30 protein-coding genes and 1 pseudogene are annotated in these 18,782 nt (G+C 43.6%); 26 read left to right on the forward strand and 5 right to left on the reverse strand.

Going from position 1 to position 18,782, the window contains the following annotated elements; translation table 11 throughout:
- Positions 1-290: 290 nt before the first annotated feature.
- The 5 genes from yihA to HHA42_RS04740 form a co-directional block, all read right to left on the reverse strand.
- Positions 291-1,145 carry a ribosome biogenesis GTP-binding protein YihA/YsxC gene (yihA, locus tag HHA42_RS04720; RefSeq protein ID WP_168525587.1) on the reverse strand — a complete coding sequence of 285 codons (855 nt, stop codon included), beginning with the start codon at positions 1,143-1,145 and terminating at the stop codon, positions 291-293.
- 122 nt (positions 1,146-1,267) lie between these two features.
- The gene (locus tag HHA42_RS04725; protein ID WP_168418785.1) at positions 1,268-1,711 is read right to left on the reverse strand and encodes an Rrf2 family transcriptional regulator; all 444 of its coding nucleotides are present in this window, start codon (positions 1,709-1,711) and stop codon (positions 1,268-1,270) included.
- 93 nt (positions 1,712-1,804) lie between these two features.
- A complete protein-coding gene (gene hmpA / locus HHA42_RS04730) occupies positions 1,805-3,016 on the reverse strand; it encodes an NO-inducible flavohemoprotein (protein WP_168418784.1) in 1,212 nt (403 codons plus the stop codon).
- A gap of 239 nt (positions 3,017-3,255) precedes the next feature.
- Positions 3,256-4,839 carry a helicase HerA-like domain-containing protein gene (locus HHA42_RS04735; RefSeq protein WP_168525589.1) on the reverse strand — a complete coding sequence of 528 codons (1,584 nt, stop codon included), beginning with the start codon at positions 4,837-4,839 and terminating at the stop codon, positions 3,256-3,258.
- Positions 4,840-4,899: 60 nt separating this feature from the next.
- Entirely contained in the window at positions 4,900-6,093 is a 1,194-nt protein-coding gene (locus HHA42_RS04740; protein WP_168525591.1) for a PLP-dependent transferase, read from the reverse strand.
- Between the two features lie 160 nt (positions 6,094-6,253).
- Here HHA42_RS04740 and HHA42_RS04745 point away from each other — a divergent pair, with 160 nt between their 5' ends.
- From HHA42_RS04745 to rpsK, 26 genes and pseudogenes are all read left to right on the forward strand, one after another.
- Positions 6,254-6,991, forward strand: coding sequence for a type 1 glutamine amidotransferase (locus HHA42_RS04745; RefSeq protein WP_168525634.1), 738 nt, complete (start codon positions 6,254-6,256; stop codon positions 6,989-6,991).
- Positions 6,992-7,269: 278 nt separating this feature from the next.
- On the forward strand, positions 7,270-7,581 hold the full coding sequence (rpsJ, locus tag HHA42_RS04750; protein ID WP_000070912.1) for a 30S ribosomal protein S10: 312 nt from the start codon (positions 7,270-7,272) through the stop codon (positions 7,579-7,581).
- Between the two features lie 59 nt (positions 7,582-7,640).
- Positions 7,641-8,279, forward strand: a complete 639-nt coding sequence (gene rplC, locus HHA42_RS04755) for a 50S ribosomal protein L3 (RefSeq protein ID WP_168418781.1) — start codon at positions 7,641-7,643, stop codon at positions 8,277-8,279.
- A gap of 11 nt (positions 8,280-8,290) precedes the next feature.
- Complete coding sequence (gene rplD, locus HHA42_RS04760) at positions 8,291-8,893, forward strand: 50S ribosomal protein L4 (RefSeq protein WP_168418780.1); 603 nt, start codon at positions 8,291-8,293, stop codon at positions 8,891-8,893.
- Positions 8,890-9,210 (forward strand): 50S ribosomal protein L23, encoded by a 321-nt coding sequence (gene rplW / locus HHA42_RS04765; protein ID WP_004974703.1) that lies wholly within the window; start codon positions 8,890-8,892, stop codon positions 9,208-9,210. The genes rplD and rplW overlap by 4 nt, the downstream gene beginning before the upstream one ends.
- Positions 9,211-9,221: 11 nt before the next feature.
- Entirely contained in the window at positions 9,222-10,046 is an 825-nt protein-coding gene (gene rplB / locus HHA42_RS04770) for a 50S ribosomal protein L2 (RefSeq protein WP_004974706.1), read from the forward strand.
- A 19-nt stretch (positions 10,047-10,065) separates the two neighbouring features.
- Positions 10,066-10,341 carry a 30S ribosomal protein S19 gene (gene rpsS, locus HHA42_RS04775; protein ID WP_004673001.1) on the forward strand — a complete coding sequence of 92 codons (276 nt, stop codon included), beginning with the start codon at positions 10,066-10,068 and terminating at the stop codon, positions 10,339-10,341.
- An 11-nt stretch (positions 10,342-10,352) separates the two neighbouring features.
- Positions 10,353-10,682 (forward strand): 50S ribosomal protein L22, encoded by a 330-nt coding sequence (gene rplV, locus HHA42_RS04780; RefSeq protein ID WP_001982638.1) that lies wholly within the window; start codon positions 10,353-10,355, stop codon positions 10,680-10,682.
- A 1-nt stretch (position 10,683) separates the two neighbouring features.
- Positions 10,684-11,500 (forward strand): annotated as a pseudogene (rpsC, locus tag HHA42_RS04785) (30S ribosomal protein S3).
- The gene (gene rplP / locus HHA42_RS04790) at positions 11,440-11,853 is read left to right on the forward strand and encodes a 50S ribosomal protein L16 (protein WP_168418779.1); all 414 of its coding nucleotides are present in this window, start codon (positions 11,440-11,442) and stop codon (positions 11,851-11,853) included. Before rpsC ends, rplP begins: the two are co-directional and overlap by 61 nt.
- A complete protein-coding gene (gene rpmC / locus HHA42_RS04795) occupies positions 11,853-12,050 on the forward strand; it encodes a 50S ribosomal protein L29 (protein WP_004650482.1) in 198 nt (65 codons plus the stop codon). The genes rplP and rpmC overlap by 1 nt, the downstream gene beginning before the upstream one ends.
- Positions 12,047-12,304 carry a 30S ribosomal protein S17 gene (gene rpsQ / locus HHA42_RS04800; protein WP_004974714.1) on the forward strand — a complete coding sequence of 86 codons (258 nt, stop codon included), beginning with the start codon at positions 12,047-12,049 and terminating at the stop codon, positions 12,302-12,304. The genes rpmC and rpsQ overlap by 4 nt, the downstream gene beginning before the upstream one ends.
- 91 nt (positions 12,305-12,395) lie before the next feature.
- A complete protein-coding gene (gene rplN / locus HHA42_RS04805) occupies positions 12,396-12,764 on the forward strand; it encodes a 50S ribosomal protein L14 (RefSeq protein ID WP_001982634.1) in 369 nt (122 codons plus the stop codon).
- A 9-nt stretch (positions 12,765-12,773) separates the two neighbouring features.
- Positions 12,774-13,091, forward strand: coding sequence for a 50S ribosomal protein L24 (gene rplX, locus HHA42_RS04810; protein ID WP_168418778.1), 318 nt, complete (start codon positions 12,774-12,776; stop codon positions 13,089-13,091).
- 16 nt (positions 13,092-13,107) lie between these two features.
- Positions 13,108-13,644 (forward strand): 50S ribosomal protein L5, encoded by a 537-nt coding sequence (rplE, locus tag HHA42_RS04815; RefSeq protein WP_168418777.1) that lies wholly within the window; start codon positions 13,108-13,110, stop codon positions 13,642-13,644.
- A gap of 9 nt (positions 13,645-13,653) precedes the next feature.
- Positions 13,654-13,959, forward strand: coding sequence for a 30S ribosomal protein S14 (gene rpsN / locus HHA42_RS04820; protein WP_004825185.1), 306 nt, complete (start codon positions 13,654-13,656; stop codon positions 13,957-13,959).
- 12 nt (positions 13,960-13,971) lie between these two features.
- A complete protein-coding gene (gene rpsH / locus HHA42_RS04825; RefSeq protein ID WP_168418776.1) occupies positions 13,972-14,367 on the forward strand; it encodes a 30S ribosomal protein S8 in 396 nt (131 codons plus the stop codon).
- A 16-nt stretch (positions 14,368-14,383) separates the two neighbouring features.
- Positions 14,384-14,917, forward strand: coding sequence for a 50S ribosomal protein L6 (gene rplF / locus HHA42_RS04830; protein ID WP_168525593.1), 534 nt, complete (start codon positions 14,384-14,386; stop codon positions 14,915-14,917).
- A 14-nt stretch (positions 14,918-14,931) separates the two neighbouring features.
- Entirely contained in the window at positions 14,932-15,282 is a 351-nt protein-coding gene (gene rplR / locus HHA42_RS04835) for a 50S ribosomal protein L18 (RefSeq protein ID WP_004281497.1), read from the forward strand.
- 2 nt (positions 15,283-15,284) lie between these two features.
- Positions 15,285-15,782, forward strand: a complete 498-nt coding sequence (gene rpsE, locus HHA42_RS04840; RefSeq protein ID WP_004974725.1) for a 30S ribosomal protein S5 — start codon at positions 15,285-15,287, stop codon at positions 15,780-15,782.
- Between the two features lie 6 nt (positions 15,783-15,788).
- A complete protein-coding gene (gene rpmD / locus HHA42_RS04845) occupies positions 15,789-15,965 on the forward strand; it encodes a 50S ribosomal protein L30 (protein ID WP_004786899.1) in 177 nt (58 codons plus the stop codon).
- Positions 15,966-15,968: 3 nt separating this feature from the next.
- The gene (gene rplO / locus HHA42_RS04850; protein WP_168418774.1) at positions 15,969-16,409 is read left to right on the forward strand and encodes a 50S ribosomal protein L15; all 441 of its coding nucleotides are present in this window, start codon (positions 15,969-15,971) and stop codon (positions 16,407-16,409) included.
- Positions 16,410-16,454: 45 nt separating this feature from the next.
- Positions 16,455-17,774, forward strand: a complete 1,320-nt coding sequence (secY, locus tag HHA42_RS04855) for a preprotein translocase subunit SecY (protein WP_171525193.1) — start codon at positions 16,455-16,457, stop codon at positions 17,772-17,774.
- A gap of 20 nt (positions 17,775-17,794) precedes the next feature.
- A complete protein-coding gene (gene rpmJ / locus HHA42_RS04860) occupies positions 17,795-17,911 on the forward strand; it encodes a 50S ribosomal protein L36 (protein WP_000867907.1) in 117 nt (38 codons plus the stop codon).
- Between the two features lie 107 nt (positions 17,912-18,018).
- The gene (gene rpsM / locus HHA42_RS04865; protein WP_004974734.1) at positions 18,019-18,375 is read left to right on the forward strand and encodes a 30S ribosomal protein S13; all 357 of its coding nucleotides are present in this window, start codon (positions 18,019-18,021) and stop codon (positions 18,373-18,375) included.
- Positions 18,376-18,394: 19 nt separating this feature from the next.
- A complete protein-coding gene (gene rpsK, locus HHA42_RS04870; protein ID WP_001040166.1) occupies positions 18,395-18,781 on the forward strand; it encodes a 30S ribosomal protein S11 in 387 nt (128 codons plus the stop codon).
- The last annotated feature ends 1 nt before the right edge of the window (position 18,782 follow it).

Raw genomic sequence — 18,782 nt, forward strand, 5'->3', positions numbered from 1 at the left:
CATTTAAATCTCTAATAAATACCCACCTTGCCACTACTGAATCGACATAGACAAAATGAGCACTTATGCAAATATTTATCTATGTTTTTAGTTATAGTTAATTACTCCTTATCTGCTGTAATTGTTATTACTTTGACAGTAGGGTATTTCTTTATGCGTTGTAAAGTGCAACTTTGGTGGTGTAAAAAATGGCACTAACAGGTGTGAGGGAAAACAAAAATAAAAAGTCCTATTCGATATTACACAAATAGGACTTTATTTTATAAAGCACTAGTCAGAGATTTAATGGATTATTTGATTTCTGTATCAGATGTGGTTGGATCGTTAGCTTCTACAGCTACAGGCTGATCAACATCAACATCAACATCAACATCAACATCGTCGCCAGTGGCTTCTGGAATGCTGTCTAAATCAAAGTGATGTGCTTGCTCTAAAGTAAAGTTTAAGCGTCCGCCCATCACACTGGCCAATTCTTCTAAACCTTGCTTGTTTAGTGAAGAGAACAGTTGAATGGAGAAATCTAATTTCATTTTTTTCAGCTGTTGTTTTACTTCAAGCAATGCCTTATTAGCAGGGCCACGGTTGAGCTTGTCTGATTTGGTGAGGAGTACATGCACGAATAATTTACGTGAATATGCCCATTCCAGCATCATGACATCAAAGTGTTGTAAAGGATGGCGAATGTCCATAAGTAACACCAAGCCTTGTAAGCTTTTGCGGTGAATCAGATAATTTTCCAATTCTTTTTGCCACACAATTTTCATGGCTTCAGGTACAGCTGCATAACCATAACCGGGCAAATCGACTAGACGTTGATCAGGGTTGCCCAAACTAAAGAAGTTGATCATTTGGGTACGACCAGGTCTTTTAGAGGCACGAGCCAATTGCTTTTGATTGGTTAAGGCATTAATTGCACTAGATTTACCTGCATTGGAACGACCTGCAAAGGCAATTTCATAGCCTGTATCTTCCACGCAGAGGTTGAGTTTAGGTGCACTCATTAAGAACTCAGCTTTCCGCAACCAGTTCAGGGCGCGAACAGAGTACTCAGTAATGGCTGGATCAACTTTTTTCTCGTAGCTGATTTTTTGCCGTAGCTGTGCCGCTGCCTTACTGTTTTTCGATTTTCCTCTGCTGTGGTGCATAACTTAACTTCAATTCATGGTCTACAAACAGGCATTATAAAGCAAGTCATACAGGCAAGCGAACTTTGCGAATTGAAAGCTCTAAAAAAGCGAGTGGGTTTGCTTAATATCAGCGATTACCTTTAGAGGTGAATTAGCGGAATAGGGGATTGGGTGCTGAGCTGCATATTTTGAGTAGGTTGCAGTACTTCGCCTAGGCTGTATTGGTCTAGGCTTTGGTAAAACTGTTCCATTGCCCGATTCAATATGCCTTTGAGCCCACACTGTGAGCGGAGTACGCACGGTGGGGTGTTACATTCTACAATCTGGTTTTCCCCTTGTAGAACTCTGACCACATAACCTAAACGTAACGGGATTGCATCGGGATGCAGGCGAATTCCACCGCCTTTACCACGAGTGGTAATCAACCAGCCCTGCTTGCCCATAAAGTGGACAATTTTAACCAAATGGTTTTGGGAAACATGCAAATCCTGTGCAATTTCCGCAATGGTATAGGGTACATCTCGTGGTCGTGAGATATACATTAAAATACGCAGTGCATAGTCGGTGAATTTATTTAATTGCATGATCGCACAGATGTTTTTTCAAAAAATGAAGAAATTAAGGCTAGTCTAGCATAACTAGACTAGCCTTACCTATCTGCTTTTTAATGCTTTGGATTAGTGGCGCACACCACCTGTACCAAATGCTTCGCTATGGATTTGCTCATCTTTAATACCACGAGCAAGCAAGGCTTTACGTTGTTCTGCCATAAATGGCATTGGGCCGCAAAGGTAGAAGTCTGCATCTGCTGGTAATAGTGCTGCATCTACTGTGCTTAAATCTAGGCGACCTGCAACATCATAATCTTGACCTAATACATCACCTTCGTTCGGGAATTCATAGGCTGTTAAGGTATGAATGCGCGGATATTTAGCAGCGATGTCTTGTAGGTGCTGTTTCATTGCATGGACTTGTTTGCTGCGGCATGCATGAATAAAGCTTACAGGTTGCGGTACATCCAAAGTCACCAATTGGTTCAGCATGGCAATCATTGGCGTTAGGCCTACACCACCACTAATAAAGACATTACGTTTGTTGCTGTCAATTAAGTAGAAGTTACCTGTTGGTGCAGACACTTCAACTTCAGCGCCTTCTGGTAAGCCATGAAGTGTGTTCGATACCCAACCTGCTACTTGATCTGCGCCATTGCCTGGTTCACGTTTGACTGAAATACGTAAATAGTCAGCTTGTGGGCTAGTTGAAAGCGTATATTGACGTGGCTGTTTCAAGCCAAGTTCTTCTACAAACACACGTACCGAAATATATTGACCTGCTTCGTAATTTGGTAAATCGCCACCATCTACTGGCTCGAAGTAAATAGAGGTGATTTCGTCACTTTCTACCACTTTCTTGGCAATTTTAAAGTTGCGCCAGCCTAACCAGCTACCTTTAGTTTGTTGATGCTGTTCGTAGATTGCACGTTCCGCATTAATAAATACCTCAGCCAATTGACCGTAGGCTGCTGCCCAAGCATCAATCAGTGGATCTTCCATCGAAATATTCAACACTTCACTAATAGAATGCAGCAGGTTTTCGCCCACAATATTATAGTCAGGTGCTTGAATGTTTAAGCTCACGTGTTTGTGGGCAATCAGCTCAATGACAGGAGCAAGTACAGATGGATCTTCAATATTTTCAGCATAAGCCAATACAGCACCTGCAAGCGCTTGAGCCTGCGCACCACTACGTTGGTGACCCATGTTAAAGGTTTCTTTTAGATCAGGATTATTCCCCAACATGCGATTATAGAAATAACCTGTGAGTGCGACACCATTTTCACGCAGTACAGGAACAGTTGCTTTTACAAGGTCAATTTGCTGTGGAGTCATGTTCGATCTCTCATGGCTGTTATTTATAAGATGTATTTAAAATATATCTTATAAATAAGGATTGCAACCAATTTTTGGAAAAACCTTAAAAAAATTATGTATTATAAAAATATCCCATAATTTTTAAAGTTTTTATGGAGTTTGTAGATGTGACAGCGAGAGGTTTTTAAGTGTTCATTCAGGTTTTGGGTGGTGCATCCATGAATGAAATTTATACAAACCTCATCGTTTATAACATGCTATTTCTTACCAAATAATGACCCTAACAAACCTCGTACAATTTTCTGCCCAGTAGAACCGCCTAAGCTACGTGCTGCACTTTTGGCAAAGGTTCCCACAATATCCTGAGTCAGTTTTTCACGCTGTTTGGCAGCGCGTTCTGCTTCTTTTTGCTGTTCACGGGCCAAGCGTTCCTGTTCACGTGCCTGCTGTTTTGCCAAGGCTTCTGTTTCTTTGGCTTCTTGTTTGGCACGTGCCTCGGCTTCTTTTGCTTCAATTTTGGCTTGCTCTTCCGCTGCAGCTTGTTGCTGTCGTTGTTCAACTTTTTGTTGCAACATCTCGTAGGCACTTTCACGGTCGAGCTGCTTTTCATACACGCCTGCAATCACGCTTTGATTGATGCAGGCTGTACGTTCTTCAGTGCTAATTGGGCTAAAAGCAGAGTAAGGCGGCATAATCCAAGCACGCTCTACGACTTGCGGTGTGCCTTGTTCATCCAAGCAGCTAATCAGGGCTTCGCCAACCGCCAGTTCGGTAATGGCTTGTTCAACTTTAAATTCAGGGTTGGCACGGAAAGTATCTGCAGCGGTTTTCACTGCTTTTTGATCTTTAGGTGTGAAAGCACGTAAAGCATGTTGTACACGGTTACCCAACTGCCCCAACACGCTTTCAGGGAGGTCTAGCGGGTTCTGGGTCACAAAATAAATCCCGACACCTTTAGAGCGAATCAGGCGTACTACTTGCTCGATTTTTTCTTGCAGGGCTTTGCTGGCATTGTCAAATAACAAGTGTGCTTCATCAAAAAAGAACACCAGTTTTGGCTTGTCCATATCGCCCACTTCAGGCAATTGCTCAAACAGTTCTGACAACATCCACAATAAAAAAGTGGCGTAAAGTTTAGGGGTGTTCATGAGTTTGTCGGCTGCGAGCACGTTAATATTGCCACGTCCCTGACTATCGGTCTGAATAAAATCCAGAATATCTAAACTCGGTTCACCAAAAAACTGATCACCACCCTGATCTGCCAAAGCCAGTAAGTTGCGCTGAATCGCGCCTAAACTGGCAGGAGAGAGGTTGCCATACTCTGCCTTAAACTCGCTGGCATGTTCGCTAACATAGGTCAGCATGGCTTTTAAATCTTTAAAATCAATCAGTAATAAGCCCTGATCATCGGCAATACGAAATACTGCAGATAAAACACCTTCTTGCGTGTCATTCAAGTTCAGCATTTGCGCCAATAATAATGGGCCAATTTCAGAAATGGTGGTGCGAATCGGGTGGCCTTGTTCGGCAAATAAGTCCCAAAACACCACAGGTGATGCGGCAAATGGAATGCTTTCAATGCCTAAGCTTTGAATACGTGCTTCAAACTTAGGGCTGCTGCTACCTGCTTTGGCAAGGCTAGATACATCACCTTTAGCATCGGCCAAAAATACAGGCACGCCAATGCGGGAAAAGTTTTCTGCCAAGACTTTAAGCGTGACAGTTTTACCTGTACCTGTTGCCCCTGCAATTAAACCATGGCGGTTGGCAAATTGAGAATGTAAAACCACATCTTGTTGAACATCGGCAGTTTTTTTAGCAATGACGATGGCTGTACTCATATTTTATCCTTAATCTGTCACTATTATTAAAATTGAAAGTATTGACGTCAGACCTAATTTTTAGGGATTGGGCAAATGCTGCAAGGCTTGCTGAATATCTTGAATTAAATCTGCAGGATGTTCTAAGCCTATACAGAAGCGAACCAAGATGCCTTGGGCTAAATGCTTATGCTCAAGATGGCGCATTGGTTTTAAATCGTACAACATGACCAAGCTAAGCGGGCCACCCCAACTAAACCCCAGTTTAAATAAAGATAATCCATCACAGAATTGACGTACAGCGGCTAAATCATATTCAGGTTTAAAAATGACACTGACCAAGCCTGCGCTGTGTCCTGCACGGCAAATTTCTTTCCAGTATGTATGACCAGCAGATGTAGCATCGGCAGGGTGCAAAACCTGTGCGAACTGCGGTTGTAATTTTAACCAGTTCAGCAATTCAATACAGCTTTGTGCTTGATGTTCATAGCGTAGTTGCATAGATGCCAGACTGCGCTGAACTTGTGCAACATCATCGCCCGACACACAAATGCCTTGAATTGCATGCATACGGAATAATTGATGATGCAAATGCTGATCGCGTGTCACCACCGACCCCATTAAAATATCGCCACCACCACTTGGGTATTTGGTCAAGGCATGCACGCTGATATCGACACTTAAATGTTCATCACCAAAGTCGAAAGCATTAAATGCTAAGCCCGCACCCCAGGTATTATCTAAAGCGGTGAGGATATTCTGTGCCTTGGCTTTTTTGACTAAAGCGGTGAGGTCAGGAAACTCCAGTGTGACGGAGCCTGCTGCTTCCAGCCAAATGAGTTTGGCTTTTTCAGAGGGTTGAAAGCTTGTGGCATCAATCGGGTTATACACCTGAACTGTAATGCCGTAACGCTGCTCTAAATTACGCAAATGCTCCATGTTAGGGCCGTAAATATTGTCGGCCACCCAAACTTCATCGCCATAACTTAAAAAACAGGAATTAACTAAGTTGATTGCAGACAGGCCGCTAGGCGCCAGTAAGCAATTTTGCCCGCCTTCTATTTGTGCAATCTGATCACCAAGTGTAAAGGTGGTGGGTGTGCCATGTGTACCATAACTATAGTCATAAGCATCGGTCCAATGGCGGTTGAATAAGGCATTGGTATTTTCAAAAATAATGGTCGATGCACGAAATAGGGGAGGTTGTACACTTGAAATATATTGTGGGGCACGTCTTGGTGCATGAATTAAAGCAGTTTGAGCATTTTTTTTCACAGGTTCACTCAGGTAAATCAGTCTGTATTGGCTTTAGCTTAAGAGAAACACAGACTTTAGGCTATAAAAAAGCGGAACTGTTTAAAAATACAACATGACTGTTGAAGTTGGCGCTATTTTTGCAGAAGCTCAGGGGTAGACATGAGAAAGGATGAGTAAAATGCAAGCGCCATTAAGAGTGCATTATTTTCAGCACATTGCTGGAGAAGGGTTCGGAAGTTGCTATTCCTATTTAAAGCAGATGCAGGCACAAATCAGTGCAACAGAATTTTTTGCCTTGCCGCCTGAACAAAATATCGAAATTGAAGCCTTGCCACAGGTGGAAGATGTCGATTTGTTGATTGTGATGGGCGGCGCCATGAGTGTAAACGATGAGGCCAATTTCCCATGGTTGAAAATAGAAAAACGCTGGATTCGTCGCTATTTGTCTCTGGGTAAGCCTGCAATTGGTTTGTGTCTGGGTGGGCAATTAATTGCTAATGCACTTGGCGCAGCAGTCAGTCGTAATCCTGAACAAGAACGTGGTTGGCATGATGTGTATAAGGTCAGTGATGTACCTGCTTCCTGTTTTGAGCTGCCTGATCAAATTAAGGTGATGCAATGGCATGGCGAAACCTTTGAATTACCAAAAGGTGCTATACGCTTAGCTACCAACCCCGTTTGTACCAATCAGCTTTATCAAATAGGCAACCATGTCCTCGGTTTTCAGTTCCATCCTGAAATCACCCCACAGGTACTACAATTGTTTTTAGATAATGATGCTGAGAAAAATATCTTTGCAGGAACTTATGTACAAGCGGCTGCTGAATTGAAACGTAGTACAAGTCGTCAGTTTCAGCCGGGTAATCAATTGCTAAACCAAGCAATTGATTATTTACTCGTACAAACAAGCACTTGAAAGCAAATGGTTGTAATTGATCCATTATATAATTGGTAGAACATGAAAAATAAAGCAATAAAGGCTAAAAGGGATTTGCTTATGCATTAAACAATCGTTATAATGGGCGACCCTTTATGCAAGGGGGTTAACTGCGAAGAAAGTAGTTAACATCGTGACAGTCGTGGCATCGATCATGACCTTAGTGATAATTCACTGCCTTTGACACTTGCCTTAAATTAGTGGGGTGAGATGCGTCAAGGGTGATTCTTTATATATTTGGCTTGGAGTTAACTGGTATGTCTAACCAGAGAATTCGTATCCGTTTGAAGTCTTTTGATCACCGTCTGATTGATCAATCTGCTCAAGAAATCGTAGAAACCGCTAAGCGTACTGGCGCACAAGTGTGTGGTCCAATCCCGATGCCAACTCGCATCGAACGCTTCAACGTTTTAACATCACCACACGTAAACAAAGATGCGCGTGACCAGTACGAAATTCGTACTTATAAGCGTTTGATCGACATCGTTCAACCTACAGATAAAACTGTTGATGCGTTGATGAAATTAGATCTAGCAGCTGGTGTTGATGTTCAGATTGCATTGGGTTAAGGCTTTCGGTTAATTAACACTCTAAGTTAATTAGGCCGCTTTTTTAGAGGTTTATGCACATGGCTATTGGTTTAGTCGGTCGCAAGTGCGGTATGACCCGTATCTTTACAGATGCTGGTGTTTCTGTACCTGTTACAGTGATTGAGGTTGATCCTAACCGCATCACTCAAATCAAAACGCTTGAAACAGATGGTTATCAAGCAATTCAGGTTACTACTGGTGAACGTCGCGAATCTCGCGTAACTAACGCTCAGAAAGGTCACTTCGCTAAAGCGGGTGTTGCTGCTGGTCGTTTAGTTCAAGAATTCCGTGTTTCAGAAGCTGAGCTTGAAGGTCGTGAAGTTGGCGCTACTATCGGTGTAGATCTGTTTGCAGTGGGTCAAATTGTTGACGTTACTGGTCAGTCTAAAGGTAAGGGCTTCCAAGGTGGTGTTAAGCGTTGGAACTTCCGTACTCAAGACGCTACTCACGGTAACTCTGTTTCTCACCGTGTTCTAGGTTCTACAGGTCAAAACCAGACTCCTGGTCGCGTGTTCAAAGGCAAGAAAATGGCTGGCCATTTAGGTGCTGAACGCGTAACTACACAGGGTCTTGAAATCGTTGCTATTGACGCTGAACGTTCAGTTCTAGTTGTTAAAGGTGCGGTTCCTGGTGCTACTGGTGGCGACGTAACTGTTCGTCCTACGATCAAGGCCTGAGGGGAAATAACGTGAATTTAAAAACTGTTTCCGGCTCTGCTGTTGAGTTATCTGAAGTTGCTTTCGGACGTGACTTTAACGAAGCACTTGTACACCAAGTTGTTACAGCTTATTTAGCTGGTGGTCGTCAAGGTTCTAAAGCACAGAAATCACGTGCAGACGTTGCTGGCGGTGGTAAAAAACCATTCCGTCAAAAAGGTACTGGCCGCGCTCGTGCTGGTTCTATTCGTAGCCCAATCTGGGTTGGTGGTGGTAAAACTTTTGCTGCTCGTCCACAAGATTGGTCTCAAAAAGTTAACCGCAAAATGTACCGCGGTGCAATGCAATGTATCTTAGCTGAACTTGTTCGCCAAGATCGTCTTGTATTGGTTGAAGAGTTTGCTGTTGAAGCTCCTAAAACTAAAGAGTTGCTTGCAAAACTTAACGACTTGAATGCAACTCGCGCATTGATCGTAACTGAAGCTGTAGATGAGAATCTATATCTTGCAGCGCGTAACCTTCCACATGTAGATGTGGTTGATGCTACTGCAATCGATCCTGTTAGCTTGATCGCGTTCGACAAAGTTGTAATGTCTGTTGCTGCTGCTAAGAAAATTGAGGTAGAACTCGGATGAACAACGAACGTTTATATCAAGTCCTGCAAGGACCTGTATTTTCAGAAAAAGCACAAGTTTTAGGCGAAACTGCTGGTGTTCAAGTATTTAAAGTTGCATTAAATGCAAACAAGCTTGAAATCAAAAAAGCTGTTGAGCAATTATTTGGTGTGGAAGTTGTTAAAGTTAACACGACTATCACTAAAGGTAAGACTAAGCGCTTTGGTCGTACATTAGGACGCCGTTCTGATGTTAAAAAAGCATACGTCACCCTGAAAGCTGGCCAAGATGTTGAAATGGCTGACTTGGGCGATACCGCTGAAAGCGCAGCGGAATAAGGACGAAATTTATGCCGATTCAAAAATGTAAGCCAACGTCTCCAGGACGTCGCTTTGTAGAGAAAGTCGTTCACGACCATCTTCACAAAGGTGCGCCTTATGCGCCGTTGGTAGAAGCTAAAAAACGTACTGGTGGTCGTAACAACAACGGTCACATTACTACACGTCACGTTGGTGGTGGTCATAAGCAACACTACCGTATCGTAGACTTCAAACGTAACAAAGATGGCATTCCTGCTGTAGTTGAGCGTATTGAATACGATCCAAACCGTACTGCACACATCGCATTGTTGAAGTATGCTGACGGTGAACGTCGTTATATCATTGCGCCTAAAGGTTTACGTGCTGGTGATCAAGTTCAATCTGGTAACGATGCTCCAATTCGTCCAGGTAACTGCTTACCACTTCGTAACATGCCTATCGGTGCTACTCTTCACAACATCGAACTTAAAATCGGTAAAGGCGCGCAATTAGCTCGTTCTGCTGGTACTTCAGTTCAATTGTTGGGTCGTGACGGTTCATACGCAATCGTTCGTCTACGTTCAGGCGAAATGCGTAAAGTGCACGTTGAATGCCGCGCTGTGTTAGGTGAAGTATCTAACTCAGAAAGCAACCTACGTTCACTTGGTAAAGCAGGTGCTTCGCGCTGGCGTGGTGTTCGTCCTACCGTTCGTGGTATGGCGATGAACCCGGTTGATCACCCACACGGTGGTGGTGAAGGGCGTACTAAAGGTATTCAACCTGTAAGCCCATGGGGTCAAAAAGCTAAAGGGTACAAGACACGTACCAACAAGCGTACGACTAAGATGATTATTCGCGACCGTCGCGTTAAGTAACAAGTAAAGGAATCTGACAATGCCTCGTTCTCTGAAAAAAGGCCCATTCGTCGATGCGCACTTGTTCGCTAAGGTTGAAGCGGCAATCGCGGCTAATAACCGTAAGCCGATCAAAACTTGGTCGCGTCGTTCGATGATCCTCCCGGATTTTGTTGGTTTAACAATTTCTGTTCATAATGGTCGTAACCATGTTCCAGTGATTATTTCTGAACACATGGTTGGTCATAAACTCGGTGAATTCGCGCCAACTCGTACCTATCGTGGTCACGGTGTTGACAAGAAGTCTAAACGTTAATAGGTGCTATGATGGAAGTAACTGCTAAATTACGCGGTGCCGCTATCTCGGCACAAAAAGCACGTTTGGTTGCAGATCTTATCCGCGGCAAATCTGTTGCGCATGCACTTAACATTTTAAACTTCAGCAACAAAAAAGCTGCTGTTTTAGTTAAGAAAGCATTGGAATCTGCAATTGCAAATGCTGAACACAATAACAGTTTAGATGTAGACGATTTGAAAGTATCTACGATTTACGTTGATGAAGGCATGAGCCTTAAACGTATTATGCCACGTGCTAAAGGCCGTGCAGATCGTATTACTAAGCGTACTTGTCACATCACCGTTAAGGTAGGGGTTTGATATGGGTCAGAAGGTTCATCCAATCGGTATCCGCCTAGGTGTTGTGAAACGTCATAACGCTAACTGGTATGCGAATCCGAAACAATACGCTGAATACTTGCTTAAAGACCTTCAAGTTCGTGAGTTTTTAACTAAAAAACTTAAGAACGCAATGGTAAGCAACATTCTTATCGAGCGTCCAACAGGCGCTGCTAAAGTAACAATTAGCACTGCTCGTCCTGGTATCGTAATCGGTAAAAAAGGCGAAGACATTGAGAAATTACAACGCGAATTAACATCTATTATGGGTGTTCCTGCGCAAGTAAGCATCAACGAAATTGACCGTCCAGACTTAGATGCTCGTTTAGTTGCTGAAGCAATTGCTTCTCAATTAGAAAAGCGTGTTATGTTCCGTCGTGCTATGAAGCGTGCGGTACAGAACTCTATGCGTGCTGGTGCTAAAGGTATCAAAGTTGAAGTTTCTGGTCGTTTAGGTGGTGCAGAGATTGCACGTACTGAATGGTATCGTGAAGGTCGTGTACCTTTGCATACACTTCGTGCGGACATCGACTATGCAACTATGCGTGCTGAAACAACTTACGGTACGATTGGTGTTAAAGTTTGGGTATTCCGTGGTGAAATCTTGGGTGGCATGAAACAAGTCATGAACCCAGCACCAGCTGAAGAACGTCCAGCTAAACGCGGTCGCGGTCGTGGTGAAGGTCAAGAGCGTCGTGGTCGTCGCAATGATCGTTCTGCTGAAAAGGGAGAATAATCCATGTTGCAACCTAAACGTACTAAATTCCGTAAGGTGCAAAAAGGCCGTAACACTGGTCTAGCGCACCGTGGTAGCTCAGTATCTTTCGGTACTATCGCACTTAAGTCAGTTGAACGTGGTCAAATGACTGCGCGTCAAATTGAAGCGGCGCGTCGTACAATTAGCCGTCGTATTAAGCGTGGTGGTAAGATCTTTATCCGTGTATTCCCAGACAAACCAATTACTTCTAAGCCTCTTGAAGTGCGTATGGGTAAAGGTAAAGGTTCTGTGGAATATTGGGTTTGTCAAATCAAACCAGGTAAAGTCTTGTACGAAATTGATGGTGTGGACGAAGAATTAGCACGTGAAGCGTTTACGCTTGCTGCTGCTAAACTTCCGTTTAAAACCACTATCGTGACTCGGACGGTAATGTAATGAAAACTAAAGATCTACGTGAAAAGTCGGTAGAAGAGTTGACAGCTTTGCTTGATGAGCAACAGCTTAACCAATTCCGTCTTCGTATGGCGAAAGCAACTGGTCAATTGGGTAAATCGCATGAAGTTGCGCTTACTCGTAAAACTATTGCACGCATCAAGACCCTCCTTACCGAAAAACAGGGGAACGGGCAATGAGTCAAAATACAGTCCGCACGTTAACTGGCAAAGTTGTAAGCGACAAAATGGAAAAATCTATTGTTGTCCTTATTGAACGCCAAGTTCAACACCCGTTGTATGGCAAATTGATTCGCCGTTCAACCAAATTACACGCTCATGATGAGAACAACACAGCCAAGATTGGTGATGTTGTGACTATCAAAGAAAGCCGCCCAATGTCTAAAACTAAGTCATGGACTTTAGTTGAAGTTGTTGAAGCTGCTGCTGAGTAATTAACGTTCTTGTTGCATCATCGGTCAATTTCGAGTACTCTTTGAGCCTTTCGAAATTGTGACCGGTGATGCTCGGTTTTGGAGTAGGGCAATGATTCAAACCGAAACGATGCTTGACGTAGCTGACAACAGTGGTGCTCGCCGCGTACAATGTATTAAAGTACTAGGTGGTTCACATCGTCGTTATGCTTCTGTTGGCGACATTATTAAAGTTACTGTAAAAGAAGCTATTCCACGCGCACGTGTTAAAAAAGGTGACGTGATGAATGCTGTTGTTGTACGTACAAAGTTCGGTATTCGTCGTCCAGACGGTTCTGTGATCCGTTTTGATGATAACGCTGCTGTTATTTTGAATAACAACAAAGCACCGATTGCAACTCGTATTTTCGGACCAGTGACTCGTGAACTTCGTACTGAACAGTTCATGAAAATCATTTCATTGGCTCCTGAAGTTCTATAAGAGGCAATCATGGCTAAGATTAAAAAAGGCGATCAGGTAATCGTGATCGCAGGTAAAGAAAAAGGCAAACAGGGTACTGTTTTGTCAGTTTCTAATGATCAAGTGAAGGTCGAAGGTCTTAACTTGGTTAAGAAGCACCAGAAGCCAAACCGTGCTACGGGCGCTGAAGGCGGTATCGTAACGCAGGAAGCTTCGCTTCATATCTCGAACGTGGCAATTTTTAATGCTACAACCCAAAAGGCTGACCGTGTTGGTTACCAAACGATTGATGGCGTGAAAACTCGCGTTTATAAATCAAATGGTGAATCAGTGGCGGTAGCGAAGTAATAGGTTGAAATAGGCAATGGCCAGACTTAAAACACGTTACAACGACGAACTTAAAGCTCAATTACAAGAACAATTGGGCGTTAAGAATGTGATGGAGATCCCTCGCATCACTAAAATTACCATCAACATGGGTGTTGGTGCTGCAGCTGCTGACAAGAAATTGTTAGATGGCGCTCTTTCTGATATGCAAGCTATTGCTGGTCAAAAACCAGTTTTAACATTAGCTCGTAAATCAATCGCTGGTTTTAAAATCCGTGATGGTTGGCCGATTGGTTGTAAAGTTACTTTACGCGGTGAACGTATGTACGAATTCTTAGACCGTTTGATCTCTATCGCGATCCCTCGTATCCGTGACTTCCGTGGTTTCTCTGCGAAATCATTCGATGGTCGTGGTAACTACTCTATGGGTCTCAAGGAACAAATCATGTTCCCTGAAATCGATTTTGATAAGATTGATCGAATTCGTGGTATGGACATCACCATTACTACGACTGCTCGCACCGATGACGAAGGCCGTGCGCTTATGCGTGCATTCGGCTTCCCGTTCAAATAAGAGGTCGATATGGCTAAGAAAGGTATGATTAATCGCGAATTGAAACGCGAAGCTACTGTTGCGAAATACGCTGCAAAACGTGCTGAATTAAAAGCAACGATTGCAAACGTAAATGCAAGCGACGAAGAGCGTTTCGAAGCGATGATGAAGTTACAAGCATTACCACGTAATGCGTCTCCAGTACGTCTTCGTAACCGTTGTGGTTTAACTGGTCGTCCTCATGGTTACTTCCGTAAGTTCGGTTTAAGCCGTAACAAATTACGTGACACAGTAATGCAAGGTGATGTACCGGGCGTTGTTAAGGCAAGCTGGTAAGGAGCACTATAAATGAGTATGCAAGATACCGTTGCCGACATGCTAACGCGTGTTCGTAACGCTCAAATGGCAAAGAAACAAACTGTTTCTATGCCTAATTCTAAGTTGAAGGTTGCTATTGCAAACGTACTTCAACAAGAAGGTTATATCGCAAATGTAGAAGTTGCTGACAACGAAGGCAAAGCTACTTTAACGATTACTTTAAAATATTTTGAAGGCAAACCAGTTATCGAAACTGTGAAACGCGTAAGCCGTCCAGGTCTACGTCAGTATCGCGGTAAAGATGCACTTCCAAGCGTTAAGCAAGGTTTAGGTATTGCAATCGTTTCTACAAGCAAAGGCATCATGACTGATCGCGCTGCACGTGCTGCAGGTATCGGTGGTGAAGTTATTGCTTTTGTTTCTTAATAATAGGTGATTCCTCATGTCTCGTGTGGCTAAAGCCCCAGTAACTGTACCTAACGGTGTTACAGTTACTCAGAACGGCCGGCAGGTCGAAGTGAAAGGCAGCAAAGGTACATTGTCTTTCAACCTGCATGCGCTGGTCGAGCTAAAACAGGAAGACGGTATTCTAGCTATTGCTCCTAAAGCTGAGTCGAAAGACGCTTGGATGCAAGCTGGTACCGCTCGCGCTGTGCTTAACAACCTTGTAAAAGGTGTAAGCGAAGGCTTCGAACGCAAGTTGCAATTGATTGGTGTTGGTTATAAAGCTGCGGTTAAAGGTAACGTTGTTAACCTTAACCTTGGTTTCTCACACCCAATCGACTACACACTTCCTGAAGGTGTAACTGCAGAAACTCCAACTGCAACTGAAATTATCCTTAAATCTGCTGATAAAGCAGCTTTAGGTCAAGTTGCTGCAGAGATCCGTGGTTACCGTCCGCCAGAGCCATATAAAGGTAAAGGTGTTCGTTATTCTGACGAAGTTGTACTTCGTAAAGAAGCTAAGAAGAAATAAGGCGCGAGGTTCTTATGAACGAAAAGAAACAATCCCGTTTGCGTCGTGCTAAAAGCACACGCTTGCACATCCGTGCATTGGGTGCGACTCGTTTGTGTGTAAACCGCACTCCGCGTCACATCTATGCTCAAGTTATTTCAGCAGATGGTGGCAAAGTTTTAGCGCAAGCTTCAACTTTAGATGCTACTTTACGTGCTGGTACAACTGGTAACGTTGAAGCAGCTCAAAAAGTAGGTGCTTTAATCGCAGAACGTGCGAAAGCAGCTGGTGTAACTAAAGTTGCATTTGACCGTTCTGGTTTTAAATATCATGGTCGTATCAAAGCCTTGGCTGATGCTGCTCGTGAAAACGGCTTGGAGTTCTAATCATGGCTAAAGTTGAACAAAACGAAGGTCTTGTTGAAAAGCTGGTTGCCGTTGATCGTGTAGCCAAAGTTGTTAAAGGTGGTCGTATCTTCTCTTTCACAGCATTAACTGTTGTGGGTGATGGTAATGGTCGCGTAGGTTTTGGTCGTGGTAAAGCACGTGAAGTTCCAGCTGCTATTTCTAAAGCACTTGAAGCTGCTCGTCGTAACATGATCACAATCGAATTGGCAGACGGTACTTTACAACACCCAATTCACGCACGTCACGGTGCAAGCCGTGTTTACATGCAACCAGCATCTGAAGGTACTGGTGTAATTGCGGGTGGTTCTATGCGTGCAGTTTTAGAAGCTGCAGGTGTACGTAACGTATTGACTAAATGCCGTGGTTCTACTAACGCTGCAAACGTAGTTAACGCAACTTTCAACGGTTTGCGTGATATGACAACTCCTGAAAAGGTTGCTGCGAAACGTGGTCTTTCAGTAGAACAAATTCAAGGGTAATCAATCATGAAAACGATTAAAGTTACCCAGACTAAATCTGCATCGCACCGCTTGAAAAATCACAAGCTTAGCCTTAAAGGTTTAGGTCTGCGTCGTATTGGTCATACTGTAGAAGTGCAAGATACGCCTTCTAACCGTGGTATGATCAACCAAGTCTACTATATGGTTAGTGTAGAGGAATAAGCCATGACTCTGCGTTTAAATGAACTTGCACCTGCAGAAGGTGCTAAGCGTGAAGCCCGTCGTCTAGGCCGTGGTATCGGTTCTGGCGTTGGTAAGACTGGTGGTCGTGGTATCAAAGGTCAAAACTCACGTAAGAGCGGTGGTACACGTCCTGGATTCGAAGGTGGTCAAACTGCGTTATATCGTCGTTTACCTAAATTCGGTTTCACTAGCCAAATCGCTTTGAAAACTGCTGAAGTACGTTTATCTGAGCTTGCTAAAGTTGAAGGCGACATCGTTAGCCTAGAAACTTTAAAAGCAGCGAACGTTGTACGTAAAGATATGATTCGTGCTCGTATCGTACTTTCTGGTGAAATTACTCGCGCATTCACTGTTCAAGGTGTTGCTGTGACTAAAGGCGCTAAAGCTGCTGTTGAAGCTGCTGGCGGTAAAGTCGAGGAGTAATTCCCAGTGTCTATGACTCCTAGTTCTTCAGGTCATGTTCATATGATGAAAGGCCAACCATTTCATGTGAAATATCGTGAAATTATACGCCGAATGATGTTTCTCATTGGTGCGTTGTTGGTGTTTCGACTAGGAGCGCATATTCCAGTACCAGGCATTAATAATGCTGCACTTGAACATTTGTTTAATGCAAACCAAGGTACAATCCTTGGTTTGTTTAACATGTTTTCGGGTGGTGCATTAGAGCGGATGTCGATTCTTGCTTTAGGGATCATGCCATACATTTCTGCATCGATTATTGTGCAGTTAATGTCAACCGTGGTTCCTTCGCTGGAAGCTTTGAAAAAAGAAGGCGAACAAGGCAAGCGTAAAATTAATCAATATACGCGCCAAGGAACACTTTTTCTTGCACTTGTGCAAGCAATTGGTATGTGTGCAGGTCTGATTAGTCAAGGGATTACCCTTACTTCAGGTCTGGCTTTTTACGTTCCAGCTGTTACCTCTTTGGTAGCAGGAACTATGTTCCTAATGTGGTTGGGTGAACAAATTACCGAACGCGGAGTGGGTAATGGTATTTCCATGATCATTTTCGCAGGTATTGTTGCAGGCTTGCCTAATTTAATTATGCAGTCTTTCTCATCTATTGATAGCGGTCAGTCTAGTCTGATTGGCTTGGCAATTTTTGGCCTCTTATCATTGGGTGTACTTGCAGCAATTGTGTTTATTGAGAAGGCGCAGCGTCGTATTCCAGTAAACTATGCTCAAAAACAACAAGGTCGTCGTGTATTTACTGCACAGCAAACGCATTTGCCATTAAAAATTAATATGGCAGGTGTTATTCCTGCAATCTTTGCCAGTTCATTGCTTTTGTTCCCTGCGAGCTTAGGTCAGTGGGTGGGTAGTGCAGATCCTAATGCAGGATTAATCAAGCGTAGTCTTCAAGACTTGGCATTGGTATTGTCGCCTGGACAACCGTTGTATTTGGTGCTCTTTGGTGCGTTAATTATCTTTTTCTGTTACTTCTATACAGCGCTGGTATTCAGTCCTAAAGAGGTTTCAGAGAACTTGAAACGCAGCGGAGCTTATGTGCCTGGTATTCGCCCAGGTGAGCAAACTGCTCGTTACTTAGATCATATTCTCAGTCGTTTGACCTTTATTGGCGCGATTTACATCACAGTGATTTGTTTAATGCCAATGGTATTACAGAGCTCTTTTGGTATTCCATTCTATTTGGGTGGTACCTCATTGCTGATTGTTGTGGTGGTCGTGATGGACTTTATGGCTCAGCTTCAAGCACATCTCACCTCGCACCAGTACGATAATCAAACGTTAATGAGAAAAACGACTGCTCATCCTAAGGGATAAGCGCACTTAGAGGTTTCATCATGAAAGTACAAGCTTCTGTAAAGAAAATTTGTGGTAGCTGTAAAGTTATCCGTCGTAATGGGGTTATCCGCGTAATTTGCAGCGCAGAACCTCGTCATAAGCAGCGTCAAGGTTAATTTGATTAAGACCTGTTGATTTCAGTAGGCTAATTAGGTTATTATCCGCCCCTCAAGATTTTTGTGGGGCGGTTGATTATCTTAACTGCCTTTTTGGAGAAAATTGAATGGCTCGTATTGCCGGTGTAAACATTCCGGATAACAAGCACGCTGTTATCTCTCTCACTTATATCTTTGGTATTGGTCGCCACACTGCTAAGACTATCTTGGCTGCTGCGGGCATCGCACCAACAACAAAGATCCGTGAACTAGATGACGCTCAGCTTGATGCGATTCGTGCAGAAGTTGCTAAGGTTCCGACCGAAGGTGACTTACGTCGCGAAATTTCCATGAACATTAAACGTTTAATGGATTTAGGCTGCTACCGCGGTCTTCGTCATCGTCGCAGCTTGCCTGTCCGTGGTCAACGCACCAAAACTAACGCACGTACCCGTAAAGGTCCGCGCAAACCGATTAAGAAATAAGATTTCTGGAAGCTAAAAGATGGCTAAAGATACTCGCACACGCAAGAAGGTCACTCGTACCGTCTCTGAAGGTGTTGCACACATTCACGCTTCTTTTAATAACACCATTGTGACCATTACCGATCGTCAAGGTAATGCACTGGCTTGGGCTACCTCAGGTGGACAAGGCTTCCGTGGATCACGTAAATCAACTCCGTTCGCTGCTCAGGTAGCTGCTGAAGTTGCTGGTAAAGCTGCTTTAGATTACGGTTTGAAAAACTTGGACGTCCTTGTTAAAGGTCCTGGTCCAGGTCGTGAGTCTGCGGTTCGTGCATTAGGTGCAGTGGGTTATAAAATTAACAGCATTACCGATGTGACTCCAATCCCTCACAACGGTTGCCGTCCACCTAAAAAACGTCGCGTGTAAG

The organism is Acinetobacter sp. A3, assembly GCF_012371415.1.
In the GTDB taxonomy this organism is placed as follows: Bacteria; Pseudomonadota; Gammaproteobacteria; order Pseudomonadales; family Moraxellaceae; genus Acinetobacter.

Excerpts from the sequence above, each read along its gene's own strand:
- rplB (WP_004974706.1), top strand. The coding sequence starts at position 9,222 with ATGCCGATTCAAAAATGTAAGCCAACGTCTCCAGGACGTCGCTTTGTA.
- rpsS (WP_004673001.1), top strand. The coding sequence starts at position 10,066 with ATGCCTCGTTCTCTGAAAAAAGGCCCATTCGTCGATGCGCACTTGTTC.
- rpsH (WP_168418776.1), top strand. The coding sequence starts at position 13,972 with ATGAGTATGCAAGATACCGTTGCCGACATGCTAACGCGTGTTCGTAAC.
- rplE (WP_168418777.1), top strand. The coding sequence starts at position 13,108 with ATGGCCAGACTTAAAACACGTTACAACGACGAACTTAAAGCTCAATTA.
- HHA42_RS04725 (WP_168418785.1), bottom strand. The coding sequence starts at position 1,711 with ATGCAATTAAATAAATTCACCGACTATGCACTGCGTATTTTAATGTAT.
- rplW (WP_004974703.1), top strand. The coding sequence starts at position 8,890 with ATGAACAACGAACGTTTATATCAAGTCCTGCAAGGACCTGTATTTTCA.
- rplR (WP_004281497.1), top strand. The coding sequence starts at position 14,932 with ATGAACGAAAAGAAACAATCCCGTTTGCGTCGTGCTAAAAGCACACGC.
- rpmJ (WP_000867907.1), top strand. The coding sequence starts at position 17,795 with ATGAAAGTACAAGCTTCTGTAAAGAAAATTTGTGGTAGCTGTAAAGTT.
- rpsE (WP_004974725.1), top strand. The coding sequence starts at position 15,285 with ATGGCTAAAGTTGAACAAAACGAAGGTCTTGTTGAAAAGCTGGTTGCC.
- rplP (WP_168418779.1), top strand. The coding sequence starts at position 11,440 with ATGTTGCAACCTAAACGTACTAAATTCCGTAAGGTGCAAAAAGGCCGT.
- rpsK (WP_001040166.1), top strand. The coding sequence starts at position 18,395 with ATGGCTAAAGATACTCGCACACGCAAGAAGGTCACTCGTACCGTCTCT.
- rplX (WP_168418778.1), top strand. The coding sequence starts at position 12,774 with ATGGCTAAGATTAAAAAAGGCGATCAGGTAATCGTGATCGCAGGTAAA.
- rplF (WP_168525593.1), top strand. The coding sequence starts at position 14,384 with ATGTCTCGTGTGGCTAAAGCCCCAGTAACTGTACCTAACGGTGTTACA.
- rplN (WP_001982634.1), top strand. The coding sequence starts at position 12,396 with ATGATTCAAACCGAAACGATGCTTGACGTAGCTGACAACAGTGGTGCT.
- HHA42_RS04735 (WP_168525589.1), bottom strand. The coding sequence starts at position 4,839 with ATGAGTACAGCCATCGTCATTGCTAAAAAAACTGCCGATGTTCAACAA.
- rplC (WP_168418781.1), top strand. The coding sequence starts at position 7,641 with ATGGCTATTGGTTTAGTCGGTCGCAAGTGCGGTATGACCCGTATCTTT.
- rpsQ (WP_004974714.1), top strand. The coding sequence starts at position 12,047 with ATGAGTCAAAATACAGTCCGCACGTTAACTGGCAAAGTTGTAAGCGAC.
- rplV (WP_001982638.1), top strand. The coding sequence starts at position 10,353 with ATGGAAGTAACTGCTAAATTACGCGGTGCCGCTATCTCGGCACAAAAA.
- rplO (WP_168418774.1), top strand. The coding sequence starts at position 15,969 with ATGACTCTGCGTTTAAATGAACTTGCACCTGCAGAAGGTGCTAAGCGT.
- rpsN (WP_004825185.1), top strand. The coding sequence starts at position 13,654 with ATGGCTAAGAAAGGTATGATTAATCGCGAATTGAAACGCGAAGCTACT.
- secY (WP_171525193.1), top strand. The coding sequence starts at position 16,455 with ATGAAAGGCCAACCATTTCATGTGAAATATCGTGAAATTATACGCCGA.
- rpsJ (WP_000070912.1), top strand. The coding sequence starts at position 7,270 with ATGTCTAACCAGAGAATTCGTATCCGTTTGAAGTCTTTTGATCACCGT.
- rpmC (WP_004650482.1), top strand. The coding sequence starts at position 11,853 with ATGAAAACTAAAGATCTACGTGAAAAGTCGGTAGAAGAGTTGACAGCT.
- rpmD (WP_004786899.1), top strand. The coding sequence starts at position 15,789 with ATGAAAACGATTAAAGTTACCCAGACTAAATCTGCATCGCACCGCTTG.
- yihA (WP_168525587.1), bottom strand. The coding sequence starts at position 1,145 with ATGCACCACAGCAGAGGAAAATCGAAAAACAGTAAGGCAGCGGCACAG.
- rpsM (WP_004974734.1), top strand. The coding sequence starts at position 18,019 with ATGGCTCGTATTGCCGGTGTAAACATTCCGGATAACAAGCACGCTGTT.
- HHA42_RS04745 (WP_168525634.1), top strand. The coding sequence starts at position 6,254 with ATGCAAGCGCCATTAAGAGTGCATTATTTTCAGCACATTGCTGGAGAA.
- hmpA (WP_168418784.1), bottom strand. The coding sequence starts at position 3,016 with ATGACTCCACAGCAAATTGACCTTGTAAAAGCAACTGTTCCTGTACTG.